This is a genomic window from Sphingomonas longa, assembly GCF_016892685.1.
In the GTDB taxonomy this organism is placed as follows: Bacteria; Pseudomonadota; Alphaproteobacteria; order Sphingomonadales; family Sphingomonadaceae; genus Sphingomonas; species Sphingomonas longa.
This window is the reverse complement of sequence record NZ_JAFEMC010000001.1, coordinates 1,041,321-1,054,436: the sequence shown is the minus strand read 5'-3', so window position 1 is coordinate 1,054,436 and position 13,116 is coordinate 1,041,321. Positions and strand designations below refer to the sequence as shown.

The 13,116-nt window shown below is 67.5% G+C and carries 13 protein-coding genes and 1 pseudogene; 6 read left to right on the top strand and 8 right to left on the bottom strand.

Translation table 11 applies throughout. The features are described 5' to 3' along the window. Positions 1–28: 28 nt before the first annotated feature. Complete coding sequence (locus ILT43_RS05160) at positions 29–1,216, bottom strand: acetyl-CoA C-acetyltransferase (RefSeq protein ID WP_204195702.1); 1,188 nt, start codon at positions 1,214–1,216, stop codon at positions 29–31. Positions 1,217–1,248: 32 nt separating this feature from the next. Then, positions 1,249–2,238, bottom strand: a complete 990-nt coding sequence (locus ILT43_RS05155; RefSeq protein ID WP_204195696.1) for an alpha/beta fold hydrolase — start codon at positions 2,236–2,238, stop codon at positions 1,249–1,251. Between the two features lie 95 nt (positions 2,239–2,333). On the opposite strand from ILT43_RS05155, the gene phaR reads away from it, so the two are divergent. From phaR to hslU, 3 genes are all read left to right on the top strand, one after another. Then, complete coding sequence (gene phaR, locus ILT43_RS05150; protein ID WP_204195691.1) at positions 2,334–2,918, top strand: polyhydroxyalkanoate synthesis repressor PhaR; 585 nt, start codon at positions 2,334–2,336, stop codon at positions 2,916–2,918. Positions 2,919–2,996: 78 nt separating this feature from the next. After that, a complete protein-coding gene (gene hslV / locus ILT43_RS05145) occupies positions 2,997–3,563 on the top strand; it encodes an ATP-dependent protease subunit HslV (RefSeq protein WP_204195684.1) in 567 nt (188 codons plus the stop codon). A gap of 72 nt (positions 3,564–3,635) precedes the next feature. Then, positions 3,636–4,931 carry an ATP-dependent protease ATPase subunit HslU gene (hslU, locus tag ILT43_RS05140; RefSeq protein WP_204196167.1) on the top strand — a complete coding sequence of 432 codons (1,296 nt, stop codon included), beginning with the start codon at positions 3,636–3,638 and terminating at the stop codon, positions 4,929–4,931. 37 nt (positions 4,932–4,968) lie between these two features. On the opposite strand, the gene ILT43_RS05135 is transcribed toward hslU, so the two are convergent. The 4 genes from ILT43_RS05135 to ILT43_RS05120 all read right to left on the bottom strand — a co-directional run bounded on the left by ILT43_RS05135 (position 4,969) and on the right by ILT43_RS05120 (position 7,329). After that, positions 4,969–5,514 carry a YaiI/YqxD family protein gene (locus ILT43_RS05135; protein ID WP_204195680.1) on the bottom strand — a complete coding sequence of 182 codons (546 nt, stop codon included), beginning with the start codon at positions 5,512–5,514 and terminating at the stop codon, positions 4,969–4,971. A gap of 60 nt (positions 5,515–5,574) precedes the next feature. Beyond that, positions 5,575–6,054: a hypothetical protein gene (locus ILT43_RS05130; RefSeq protein WP_204195669.1), complete on the bottom strand. Its 480-nt coding sequence runs from the start codon at positions 6,052–6,054 to the stop codon at positions 5,575–5,577. 188 nt (positions 6,055–6,242) lie between these two features. After that, positions 6,243–6,941: a hypothetical protein gene (locus ILT43_RS05125; protein WP_204195645.1), complete on the bottom strand. Its 699-nt coding sequence runs from the start codon at positions 6,939–6,941 to the stop codon at positions 6,243–6,245. A gap of 46 nt (positions 6,942–6,987) precedes the next feature. Further along, a complete protein-coding gene (locus tag ILT43_RS05120) occupies positions 6,988–7,329 on the bottom strand; it encodes a hypothetical protein (protein ID WP_204195637.1) in 342 nt (113 codons plus the stop codon). 11 nt (positions 7,330–7,340) lie between these two features. Between ILT43_RS05120 and ILT43_RS19850 the strand changes: the two are divergent. Then, positions 7,341–7,580, top strand: a pseudogene (locus tag ILT43_RS19850) (IS5/IS1182 family transposase); the annotation flags it as partial. A 312-nt stretch (positions 7,581–7,892) separates the two neighbouring features. Here the strand turns inward: ILT43_RS19850 and rplA are convergent. Together rplA and rplK are read right to left on the bottom strand one after the other, a co-directional pair. Further along, positions 7,893–8,585, bottom strand: coding sequence for a 50S ribosomal protein L1 (gene rplA / locus ILT43_RS05115; RefSeq protein WP_204195618.1), 693 nt, complete (start codon positions 8,583–8,585; stop codon positions 7,893–7,895). Between the two features lie 4 nt (positions 8,586–8,589). Beyond that, the gene (rplK, locus tag ILT43_RS05110; protein ID WP_055845581.1) at positions 8,590–9,021 is read right to left on the bottom strand and encodes a 50S ribosomal protein L11; all 432 of its coding nucleotides are present in this window, start codon (positions 9,019–9,021) and stop codon (positions 8,590–8,592) included. Positions 9,022–9,204: 183 nt separating this feature from the next. Here rplK and ILT43_RS05105 point away from each other — a divergent pair, with 183 nt between their 5' ends. Then, on the top strand, positions 9,205–11,448 hold the full coding sequence (locus ILT43_RS05105) for a S9 family peptidase (RefSeq protein ID WP_204195608.1): 2,244 nt from the start codon (positions 9,205–9,207) through the stop codon (positions 11,446–11,448). Positions 11,449–11,597: 149 nt separating this feature from the next. Further along, on the top strand, positions 11,598–12,590 hold the full coding sequence (locus ILT43_RS05100) for a hypothetical protein (protein ID WP_204195604.1): 993 nt from the start codon (positions 11,598–11,600) through the stop codon (positions 12,588–12,590). Positions 12,591–13,116: the final 526 nt, after the last annotated feature.

Here is a 13,116-nt window from a genome sequence, read left to right as displayed (position 1 = left end):
GCAAGGCTCCGGCGCAGGCCCGGTCCCCTCAGTCCCGCTCGAGGCACATGGCGATGCCCATGCCGCCGCCGATGCACAGCGTCGCCAGACCCTTCTTGGCGTCGCGCTTGCCCATCTCGTAGATCAGCGTGGTCAGCACGCGCGCGCCCGATGCGCCGATCGGATGGCCGATCGCAATCGCGCCGCCGTTGACGTTGACCTTCTCCGCGTCCCAGCCCAGCTCCTTGCCGATCGACAGCGCCTGCGCCGCGAACGCCTCGTTCGCCTCGATCAGGTCGAGTTCGCCGATCGTCCAGCCGGCCTTTTCCAGCGCCTTCTTCGACGCCGGCACCGGGCCGATGCCCATGACCGACGGATCGACGCCCGCCGACGCCCAGCTGCGGATCGTCGCCAGCACCGGCGCGCCGCGCTTCTCGGCCTCGGCGCGGCTCATCACCACGATCGCCGCCGCGCCGTCGTTCAGGCCGGACGCATTCGCCGCCGTCACCGTGCCGTCCTTCTTGAACGCAGGCCGCACGCCCGACACGCTGTCGATCGTCGCGTCGGCGCGGATATACTCGTCGTCCGCCACCACGGTGTCGCCCTTGCGACCCTTGATCGTCACTGGCGCGATCTCGTCACGGAACCGGCCCGAGCTTCGTGCAGCCTCCGCCTTGTTCTGCGAGCGCACGGAGAACTCGTCCTGCTCGCCCCGCGTCACCTGATATTGTTCCGCCAGATTTTCGGCAGTGATGCCCATGTGATACCCGTTGAACACGTCGGTCAGACCGTCCTTGACCATCGTGTCGATCAGGCTCAGGTCACCCATCTTCTGGCCGCCGCGCACCGATTGCGCGTGCGCGGAGAGCGACATCGACTCCTGCCCGCCCGCGACGACGATCGTCGCATCGCCGGTCGCGACCGCCTGCGCCGCCAGCGCGACCGCGCGCAGGCCGCTGCCGCACACCTGATTGACGCCCCAGGCCGGGACTTCCTTGGGCACGCCCGCCGCCATCGACGCCTGCCGCGCCGGGTTCTGGCCCTGCGCCGCGGTCAGCACCTGACCCATGATGACCTCTGACACGTCCTCGCCGGCGACGCCCGCCTGCTCCAGCGCCGCAGTGATCGCGATCCGCCCCAGCTCATGCGCCGGCGTCGTCGCGAACGCGCCCAGGAAGCTGCCGACCGGCGTGCGCTTGGCGGCGGTGATGACGATATCGTTGGGGGCGCTGGCCATGACGTGTCGAATCCTCTTGAAAAGCTGGTTTGCTATGTAGGCGAGGGGAGGGCCGCGATCCAGTCGGCAAGCGGTTGCCACAATGTCGCCCGCGCCCGGCCGCCGACGATCATCCCGACATGACCGGCCGCGACGGCGCGGTGGTCGGGCAGGCCGACGGCGGTCGCGGCAGGCACGATCCGGTCGGTCGTCGACACGAACTCCACCGCCGGCACCGTCAGCGCGGCAACGTCGACCGGCACCCCAGCGACGTGCCAGACGCCGCGCCCCGGCGCATCGTCGGCGATCATCGCGAACAGCTCCGCCCCCGCCGCATAGGTCAGCGGCGCGCCGGCATTGCTCCAGTCCTCCAGCCTGATGAATGCCTTGGCCGGCGCGCTGTCCGGGTCCATCCGTCCGAACGCCTCGAACTTGGCGATCGTGCGCGCCGGGTCGAGCCGCCAGAACCCCGCCTGCAACACCTCCATCGGCACCAGCCCCAGCGCCTCGCACGTCGGCTGCGCGCCGTGCCATAGTCGGGCGATGTCGGCCCGCGCTTCGCCATAGCCGTCGAACCGCCAAGGGGCTGCGATCGTCGCCACGCCCGCGATCCGCGACCGTGCCGCCGCCGCCAATGCCATCGTGCCGCCGAGACAATATCCGACCAGCACCGGCGGCCGGTCGAAAGTCGCCAGCAGCGGCAGCAGCAGCGACTCGACATGCCCCGCCACCGACAGCGCGCGCTCCGCGGCGCTCGGCTCGCCCCAATCGAGCAGCCACGCCGCGAATCCCTGCGCCCCCAGCCAGCGCAGCAGCGACTGTTCCTCCGACAGGTCGAGCACCGCCGGTGGATTGATGAGCGACGGAACCAGCACCACCGGCATTCCCTCTCCGCCGGTCCCGCGCAACGTCACCCGGCCGTAGCGTCGCACGTCTTTTGGGGGCGGCAGGGCCTGCTCGCGTCGCCCCGTCTGATACCGCGCCAGCCCCAGCAATGCCGCAGCGCGGCGCGCGGGGTCTTTTGCGGTTTCGCTGCGCAGCATGTCGAGGAACAACGGCAGGGGGCGCGGCGCGTGTTGCGGTGCGTCATCGTTAGGCCTAGGCTGTTCGAAAGAAGACGTCACTCGGGGGGATTTCCATGAAGAAGCAGAACGTCGGCGGCGTCGTTATCATCAAGAAATACGCGAACCGTCGCCTCTACAATACCGAGACGTCGTCCTACATCACGCTCGATCACCTCGCCAAGATGACGCGCGAGGGCCGGGACTTCAAAGTCGTCGACGCCAAGACCGACGAGGATATCACCCACAATGTCCTGACCCAGATCATCATGGAAGAGGAAAGCCGTGGCGAGACGATGCTGCCGGTCAATTTCCTGCGGCAATTGATCTCCATGTATGGCGACTCGATGCAGTCGATGGTCCCCAGCTATCTGGAGGCGTCGATGGACAGCTTCCGCCGCAACCAGGAACAGTTCCGCTCGGCGGTCGAGGGCGCCTTCGCGACCGGCCCGTTCGCGGAGATCGCCAAGCGCAACATGGCCATGTTCGAAGCCGCCGCCACCGCCTTCAAGCCCCCCGTCGGCGGAGTGCCCACGCCTGCTTCCACGCCCACACCTACGCAGGCACCGACGGCGACCGACGACGCCAAGGACGACACACTCGCCGCGCTGAAGGCCGAAATGGCGGCATTGCAGGCGAAGGTGGAAAAACTCGGCGGCTGATCGTCCGTCACGCCGGGCTCGTGCCGGCATCCACCACCCCTCTTTGCACCTGCCGACCAGCCCCCCATATGGCGCAGCATGAGCGGGAACGAATCCTCCATGCCGGTATGGCATGGCACCACCATCCTGTCCGTCCGTCGCAACGGCAAGGTCGTCGTGATCGGCGACGGGCAGGTTTCCATGGGCCAGACGGTCATGAAACCCAACGCGCGCAAGGTGCGGCGGCTGGGTGCTGACGGCGCGGTCGTCGGCGGCTTCGCAGGGGCCACGGCGGATGCCTTCACCCTGTTCGAGCGGCTGGAGCGCAAGCTGGAACAGCATCAGGGCCAGTTGCTGCGCTCCGCCGTCGAACTCGCGAAGGACTGGCGCACCGACAAATACCTCCGCAATCTGGAGGCGATGATGATCGTCGCCGACAAGGACGTGACGCTGATCCTGACGGGTAACGGCGACGTGCTGGAACCGGAGAACGGCGTCGCGGCGATCGGCTCGGGCGGCAATTATGCGCTCGCCGCCGCCCGCGCGCTGGTCGACTACGAGGCCGATGCGGAGACGATCTGCCGCAAGGCGATGGCGATCGCCGCCGAGGTCTGCGTCTACACCAACGACCGCCTCACGATCGAGACGCTGGACAGCAGCGGGTGAGAGACGGGCGCGCCAGCGCCTCCACTTCCTCCACTTCGCGTCTCCACTTCCTGTGAAATGAACAACTTGTCCATGAACGACCAACTCACCCCCAAGGCTATCGTCGCCGCGCTCGACGCGCACATCATCGGTCAGTCCGATGCCAAGCGGGCGGTTGCCGTCGCATTGCGCAACCGCTGGCGGCGGCAACGCCTCGGCGCGGATCTTCGCGACGAGGTCACGCCGAAGAACATCCTGATGATCGGGCCCACGGGCTGCGGCAAGACCGAGATCAGCCGCCGCCTCGCCAAGCTGGCCGACGCGCCGTTCGTCAAGGTCGAGGCGACCAAGTTCACCGAGGTCGGCTATGTCGGCCGCGACGTCGAGCAGATCGCCCGCGACCTCGTCGAGGAAGCGATCCGCCTCGAAAAGGAACGCCGCCGCTCCGCCGTCAAGGACAAGGCGGAGGAGGCCGCGCTCGACCGCCTGCTCGACGCGCTGACCGGCAAGGGGTCGAGCCAGGCCACGCGCGAGAGCTTCAAGCAGCGCTTCCGCGACGGCCACCTCGACAATGCGGAGGTCGAGATCGAGGTCGAGCAGGCCCCGTCCATGCCGTTCGACATCCCCGGCGGCGCGCCGCAGATGATCAACCTCGGCGAAATGATGAAGTCGTTCGGCGGCGGTCAGCAGCTCAAGCGGCGCAAGCTCACCGTCCGCGCCGCGTGGGACAAATTGGTCGAGGAGGAGGCCGACAAGCGCCTCGATCAGGACGAGGTCAGCCGCACCGCGCTGGCCGACGCGGAGGCGAACGGGATCGTCTTCCTCGACGAGATCGACAAGATCGCGGTCAGCGACGTGCGCGGCGGCTCCGTCAGCCGCGAGGGCGTGCAGCGCGACCTGCTGCCGCTGATCGAGGGCACGACCGTCGCCACCAAATACGGCCCGATGAAGACCGACCACATCCTCTTCATCGCGTCCGGCGCCTTCCACGTCGCCAAGCCCAGCGATCTTCTCCCCGAGCTTCAGGGCCGCCTGCCGATCCGCGTCGAACTCAAGGGCCTGACCGAGGCCGATTTCGTCGCGATCCTGTCCGACACGAAGGCATCGCTGCCGATCCAGTACAAGGCGCTGCTCGCGACCGAGGAGGTCACGGTCGAGTTCACCGAGGACGGCATCGCCGCCGTCGCCCGCATCGCCGCGGAGGTGAACGGCGAGGTCGAGAATATCGGCGCCCGCCGCTTGCAGACGGTCATGGAAAAGCTGCTCGAAGAGGTCAGCTTCGACGCCGAGGACCGCGCCGGCCAGACGCTGATCGTCGACGGTGCGTACGTCGACCGGCAACTCGCCAGCATCGCCCGCAACACCGACCTCAGCCGCTTCGTGCTGTAAGCGCTGTCCCCCCTCTCTTCACGAGAGGGGGGAGCGATCACACCGATCGCCCCAACTTCACCAAAGCCGCATCCAGCGCCGAGAGAAACCGCGACCGGTCCGCTTTCTGGAACGGTGCCGGCCCACCCAGTTGATCCCCGCCTGCCCGCAAGTCCGCCATGATCGCCCGCGTCGCGATCGCCCCGCCGATCGACGCCGCCGTAAACGGCTTCCCCGTCGGCGAGAGCACGGTGGCGCCCGCCTTCAGGCACCGGTCCGCCAACAGGATATCCGCCGTCACCACCACGCACCGCGCGTTGGACTGCTCCGCGATCCAGTCGTCCGCCGCATCGAACCCGTCGCTCACCACTACCCGGCTGACCAGGGGATGCGCCGGAATGCGTAGATGCTGGTTGCTGACGATCACCACCGCCACCCCCACGCGCCACGCCACGCGGTAGATCTCGTCCTTCACCGGACAGGCATCGGCATCGACCAGGATACGGCGGGGATCGGAAATGGCGGCGCTCCGGATGATCGGGGAAGAGGGGCCACGCGCTCCTACTCTACTCCCCGCGTCCTGGGGAGTTGCCGTGGAGGTCATCCCCTTCGGAGTTCGGTCGGGGAAGCGTCGCGGTCGCGGTTCCGCGCGCGCGAAGGGGTATCAGCCTTCCTCCGTCAGCAGCGATCGTGCCCGATCGGTCAACGCGACAGTATCGGGCAGCAACGCCAGTGTCCGCGTCGCCAATATGGTACTGCCGACGTTCGCATCGAAGGTGAACAGGCTGTCGCGGAAGGCGAAGCCGAGGTTCACCGTCGCTCCAAAACTACGGACATCCACCCGAACGATATCGGACCAGTCACGAGACCGCAGCCGCATGACCCGATACGTGATCCCGGCGGGCGTGATGACCAGACGGGGGCTGAGATTGTTGCTCGCCACGCCGACCCACGGCAGACCGCGCATCCCGGTAAAGGTGGCGATCAGCGGCACGACTTTCCCGCCATTGCCGTCGTCGACGATCGGCAGGGGCGCGATCGACGGCCGACCGGACCGCATCCACCGCCACACGAGCCACGGCAGACCGAACGTGACGAGCAGGCCAAAGAGAAACAGCAGCGTCTCGACGATGAACTTCTGCATCAGCGCACTCCCCCCATCCGCCGTACGTCGCTTCACCCGGATGTCCAGACTGGTCGGAAGGCGGTGCTGGACGGCAGGCTGCCGAGGAGCCGGACACGCCGTCGCCCTAGCCGTCGAAGCATGCCTGACGACGCCGGTCGACGTTCAAAGCAGCATCGCCGCACGTGATGGAGTACCGGTCATGCTCCTCACGGGTGCGGGTCGAACGCCTGCGTGACCGCCGCCTCCAGCAACTCGCCGAAGCGGTGGCCGGACAGGTTGCCGCGCGGGGCCATCTTCGGATGGCAAATGCCGAGCATGTGCATCTCCATGTCCAGCACGGTCGGCGCCCATTGCACGTCACCTGCCTTGATCAGGCAGATGCGGCCATAACTGCCCATATCCTCGAAACCCGGCAACCGATTGACCGCCCAGTCGAACCGGGGATCGCGCCGCCGGATCGCCTCACCCTCCAGCCGGCCGAGATCGGCGAGAACGCTGTAATAGATGTCCGGCCCGGTCCGGTCGCTTGCCATCAGGCCGTGCTCGTCCGGATTCGGCGTCTCGTCGCCCGAGATCGGCGAGAAGGGGCGCTTCGGCAGCGCCTCATCCAGCCACGCGTCCACCGCCCGCGCCGCCGGCAGTCCGTCCGCTGCCGGGTCGAGCATCGGGTCCACGCTCACGCCTCGCGCACGCAGATAGTCGCTGCCGACCGCCAGCCGCTGCGACTGCACCGCCAGGAACTGTGCGAGGTTCTCGTCCTGCTGGGCGGCGGTCAACGTCGCCGCCGGGCCGGCATGGGCCGGCGGGTCCGGCGGATAGTCGCCGAACAACCGCCGCAACGCCGCGCCCGTGTCGTCCACGACGGGCGCATCCTTGCCCCGCAACTTGTCCCAGAGACCAGCCATCGAAACAGCCTAGCGCTGGATCGGGGTCGCGTCAGCCGTCATCGGGTCAGAACCAGCCCTTGACGGTGTCGAACACGCCCTTGCCGGCCGCGTCCCCGGCCAGGGCCCCGCCGATGCCGCCGATGAGGCCACCGACAACCGTCCCCACCCCGGGGAAGATGGCGGTGCCGACCGCCGCACCGACGGCCGCGCCGCCCCAGCCACCGGCGGCCCCGCCGGCGAGGCCGCTGGCGGCGCGCCCGGTATTCTCACCGATGCGGTTACCGTCCGCGCGGAAGGCGGAGCCGACCTCCACCGCATCCATCACCAGCCCGCCCGGCCGGGCGACCTTGCCGACCTTCGACAGCAACTCACCGCCGCCGGCCGAGGTCGCCCCGCTTGCTTCCATGATCGAGGTGTGACGCCGACGTGTTCAGGGACGCCCCCGAAGCCAAGGGCATCCAGCCCGGCATCCCGGACTGCGGATCGCGCAACGAACCGGTCAGATAGGACGAGCGCCGATACAGACGCCGCAGCCGCATCGAGATCATGTTGGGGCGCCTGAAGGACTGAAGTCGCGTAGCTGCTCGCTACGACCGGTGCCCCATAGTCTTCTTCTCCGCGGTCCCCTTCACGGTCTCCGCCATCTTATGGCTATGACCAATGAGTCTCGACCTTGGAGATGGGCATGAGCAGATCGCCAATGCGTAATCATGTCGACGGCTGGTAGCCCTTCGAGCATGTTAATCGGCAACGCCGGTTACCCATACGCTGGCCGCGGCATGATATTGGTCTCGCTGGCTTACTTATGTTGTTCTGACCATTCCAAAGCCCCAGCGGATACAGGAACCGAGGGAATCAGGTTCGGGCAGGTACGTCAAATACGACATCACCAAAAGAAGAAGGGCCGCAGGATCACTCCTGCGGCCCCCAATCTCACTCCTTCCGATCCCGGAAGGAAACCGACGGCGATTACGCCCCCGCGACCTCGGTCGTGTCGACCTTGATCCCCGGGCCCATCGACGACGACAGCGCGATCTTGCGGACATACTTGCCCTTCGCGCCCGACGGCTTGGCCCGCACGACCGCGTCGACCAGCGCGTCGAAGTTCGCGCGCAGGTCCTCGGCCGGGAACGACGCCTTGCCGATGCCCGAATGGATGATGCCGGCCTTCTCGACGCGGTACTCGACCTGGCCGGACTTGGCGTCCTTGACCGCCTGTGCGACGTTCATCGTCACGGTGCCCAGCTTCGGGTTCGGCATCAGGCCCTTGGGGCCCAGCACCTTGCCGAGGCGACCGACGACGCCCATCAGGTCCGGGGTCGCGATGCAGCGATCGAAATCGATCGTGCCACCCTGGATGATCTCCATCAGGTCCTCGGCACCGACGACGTCGGCACCCGCCTCACGCGCTTCGTCGGCCTTGGCGCCGCGCGCGAACACGCCGACGCGCACCGTCTTGCCGGTGCCCTTGGGCAGGTTCACGACGCCGCGGACCATCTGGTCGGCGTGGCGCGGATCGACGCCCAGGTTCAGCGCGACCTCGATGGTCTCGTCGAACTTGGCGGTCGCGTTGGTGCGGGCGAGGGCGATCGCTTCGTCGATGCCGTGCAGCTGCTCGGGATTGATCGACAGCGTCTTCTGCTTCTTGGTCAGCTTGGCCATCGGATCAGCCCTCCGTCACTTCGAGGCCCATCGCGCGGGCCGAACCTTCGATGATCTTCGTCGCGGCGTCGATGTCGTTCGCGTTCAGGTCCTTCATCTTGACCTGCGCGATCTCCGACAGCTGCGAACGCTTGATCTTGCCCGCGACCGTCTTGCCCGGCTCCTTGGAGCCCGACTTGATGTTGATCGCCTGCTTGATCAGGAAGGTCGCCGGCGGCGTCTTCGTCTCGAAGCTGAACGAACGGTCGGCATAGACCGTGATCTTGGTGGGGATCGGCGTCCCCTTGGCCATGTCGGTCGTCGCGGCGTTGAACGCCTTGCAGAACTCCATGATGTTTACGCCGCGCTGACCCAGCGCGGGTCCGATCGGCGGCGCGGGCTTCGCATCGCCGGCAGGAACCTGCAGGTTGATGTAACCTGTGATCTTCTTTGCCATGTCACTCTCGTTTCAAGTTTAGCGGTTCGTGCGAACGCGTGGCGTTCTCCCGCGGAGGCTTCCGTCGCATGTGCTTGGAAGCGGCGGGCCTTACCGGTCATCTCCGCAAAAAGCAATCCGCTTGCGGGGCGGGATTCCGCCGCTACTGTCCGCGCAACAATCGTATATCCGGGGGTACAATCCATGCGTTCTTCCGCGCTCGTCACGCTCGCCCTGCTGCTCGCGCCGCTCCCCGCTTTCGCGCAAACCGCGGCCCCGCTCACGATCGAGACGATCTTCGGCAAGAGCGCGGTCCGCGGCGAGAGCAGCGCCACCGGCGAGTGGACGAAGGACGGGCAGGGCTATCTCGCGATCGAGCCGGCGAAGGACGTGAAGGACGGCAGCGACCTCGTCCGTTACGACGTCACCGGCCAGAACCGCCGCGTCGTCGTGTCGGCGAAGGACCTCGTCGACAAGGCGACGGGCAAGCCCGTGTCGATCGAGGAATACAGCTTCTCCCCCGACGAACGCCGCATGCTCGTCGCTACCAACACCAAGCGCTTCCGCCGCACCAATGCGTACGGCGATTACTGGCTGCTCGACCTCGACGCGAAGAGCCTGCGCAAGATGGGTGGCGACGCCGCGCCGCAGACGCTGATGTACGCCGAGTTCTCCCCCGACGGCAGCCGCATCGCCTATGTCCGCGACAACGACCTTTACGTGGAACCAGCAGGCGGCGGCACGCCGCAGCGGCTGACGCGCGACGGGTCGGACCTGATCGTCAACGGCGTCGGCGACTGGGTGTACGAAGAGGAATTCGGCCTGCGCAAGGCATTCGCGTGGAGCCCTGATTCGCGCAAACTCGCCTATTGGCGCTTCGACACGTCGGGCGTCGGCACGTTCGACATGATCCAGAACACCGGAGGCCAGTATTCGAAGGTCATCCCGCTCCAGTACCCCAAGGCCGGCACCGCGAACTCTGCGGTCCGCGTCGGCGCGGTCGACGTGTCCGGCGGCGAGACGACGTGGTTCAAGCTCCAGGGCGACCCGCGCCAGAACTACGTCCCGCAGATGAGCTGGGCGGGCAAGTCCGGCCGCGTCTTCATCCAATATGCGAACCGCCTCCAGAACACCTATCAGGTGATGCTCGGCGACCCCGCCACCGGAGCGACGACGCCGCTGTTCGTGGAGAAGGACGCCGCCTGGGTCGAGGCGAACGCGGCTCCCGAATGGCTCCGCAACGACGCCGGCTTCACCTGGATGAGCGAGCGCGACGGCTGGCGGCACCTCTACGTCGCCTCGCGCGACGGCAAGCGGCTGGAACTGCGCACCCCCGGCAAGTTCGACGTGGTCGACCTGCTGACCATCGACGAGGCGAGCGGCTGGGCCTATTTCACCGCCTCGCCCGACAACCCGACGCAGCTCTACCTCTACCGCGCCGCCCTGTCCGGCAAACCCCGCGTCGAGCGCGTCACCCCCTCCGCGCAGGCCGGCTGGAACAGCTACGACATCGCCCCCGGCGCGCACTGGGCCAAGCACACCGTCTCGCGCTTCGACACCGTGCCGATGACCGAGATCGTCGACCTCCAGACTCAGCGCAGCGCCCGCATCCTCGCCCGCAACGCCGCGATCCAGGACACCGTCGCCAAGTCCGGCCTGCCGAAGACGGAGATGACGCGCCTCGACGTCGGCAAGGGCCTGATGCTCGACGCGTGGATCATCCGCCCCGCGAACTTCGACCCCGCAAAGAAATACCCGCTGCTCGTGCAGGTCTATGGCGAGCCCGCCGGCCAGACCGTCGCCGATCGCTGGGGCGGGCGCGGCGCGATGTGGCACCGGATGCTCGCCCAGAAGGGCTATATCGTCGCCAGCATCGACCCCCGCGGCACCCCCGCCCCGCGCGGCCGCGAGTGGCGCAAGGTCATCTACCGCCAGATCGGCGTCCTCGGCCCGATCGACGTCGCCGCCGGCGTCCGCAAGTTGCTCGCCGACCGCCCGTATATCGACCCGTCCCGCGTCGGCATCTGGGGCTGGAGCGGCGGCGGGTCGAGCACGCTCCACGCGATGTTCCGCTTCCCCGACCTGTTCAGGACCGGCATCGCCGTCGCGCCCGTCGCCGACCAGACGCTGTACGACACCGTGTATCAGGAGCGGTACATGGGCCTGCCCAAGGACAACCCCACCGGCTTCCGCGACGGCTCCCCGATCACCTATGCCGCCAACCTGAAGGGCAACCTCCTCGTCATCCACGGCACCGGTGACGACAACGTCCACTATCAGAACACCGAACAGCTCGCCGACAAGCTCATCGGCGCGAACAAGCAATTCTCGATGATGGCCTATCCCGACCGCACCCATTCGATCAGCGAGAAGGAGAATACCACGCTCCACCTCTACACGCTGATGACCAACTACCTCGAAACCAACCTGCCCCCCGGCGGCCGCTGAACTCCCTCTGGCCCCTCCCCTGAAAGGGGGAGGGGTAGAACAACCCGCGGCACCGCCCCAACCCCGAAGGGGAGGGGAGACACGCACCCCCACCCCGACGCGACCCACACCCCCTTGCGATGTTGGAAAACCCGGCCGACGCTCGCCCCATGCCCAGAGCCCCCACCCGCGAACAGGCGCTAGAGAACGCCGCCTTCCTCCGCCTCCTGCGCCGCACCGGCAACGTCCGCCAGGCCGCGCGCGACCTCGGCGCCCACCGCGCCCGCTTCACGAAGCGCCGCAACGCGCACCCCGCCTTCGCCGCCGAATGGGACGCCGCGCTCGCCTTCGCCGCCGCCCGCCTGAACGCGCGCGACATCACGCCCTCCACCACCGACGCCAACGCACCCCGCCTCATCCGCAAACGCGCCGGCTACCTCCAGCTCCGCGCCCCGGCTCGTCGCCAACTCACCACCGAGCACGAACAGGCGTTCCTCGCGGCCCTGTCCGCCACCGCCAATATCCGCCTCGCCGCCAAGGCCGCCGGCTTCTCCCACTCCGCCTTCTACGCCCGCCGCGACGCCAGCCCCGCCTTCGCGCGCGAGATGCGGATGGCGCTGAAGACCGCGCGCGAACGCATCGAGATGGCATTGATCGAAAGCTTCGACCCCGCGTCCGCCCGCGACGACGCGTGGCGCCGCAACGACCCGCCGCCGATCCCGTCGATGACGCCCGAACAGGCGATCATGCTCCTGCAACTCCACGACCGCTCCGCCCGCCACGCCGCCGAGCGCCCCGCCTCGCGCAAGCTCCCGGCCGAAACCCGCGAGGCGTGGCAAGCCCGCGTCGCCGCCACCCGCGCCACGCAACGCGTCATGCAGGAAGAGGAGGAGAACGCCATCGCGATCGCCCGCCTCGACGCCTTCGCCCGCCGCACCAAACACGAACCCCCCGCGCCGAACCTGCCCGCGCTGGATCAGGTCGTGCTGACGCCGAAACCGCCCCGGACGCGCCCGCGCCCGAAAAGCGCTGTCGTCCAGACGCCGCAGCCGACCGAGCAGCCGATCGCCCGACCAGTCGAACCGCTCCCCGACGAAGCCGACGAGATCGCCATCGCCCTCCAACGCCTCGACGCGTTCATTCTGGGCCTGCCGAAGCGCTGATCCCCCTCTACCGTTCGCCCTGAGCTTGTCGAAGGGCCGCTTTCCACAGGCGGTGGACTGCCGGAGAGAAGCCCTTCGACAAGCTCAGGGCGAACGGAGGTGGGGGGCCTCGATCCGTTCGGGCCGGGCGTATCGAAGCCCTTCTCGCCACACGCGCTCGCGCCGCCTACCTCATCCGCAGTGCGGCTATGACCTGAAGCATTGCTGAAGTGCTGATCTGAAGCAGTCGTTCCGCAATCCACCGTGCCCGCGAACGTCCGCTTACGCCCGATTGTGTTGAAAACCTCGACACCTAGCATTCGCTGGCAATAATCAAATCCGAAGACTGCCGACGGCGTACCAGAGATTTACGGCTGCCGGCCTGTTTGAATCAATATTGCCCTAAAATTCGCGCGGCAAGCAGCGGGTGCAAGTTTTTCAACACAATCGCCCAACGGCGGATATACAGACGGCTTCTAACGCGGGTCCGATGCAGGCGACTTGCTCTCTAAGATCGGCGGAAAAGGACGATCAGAGCGAGGCGTCG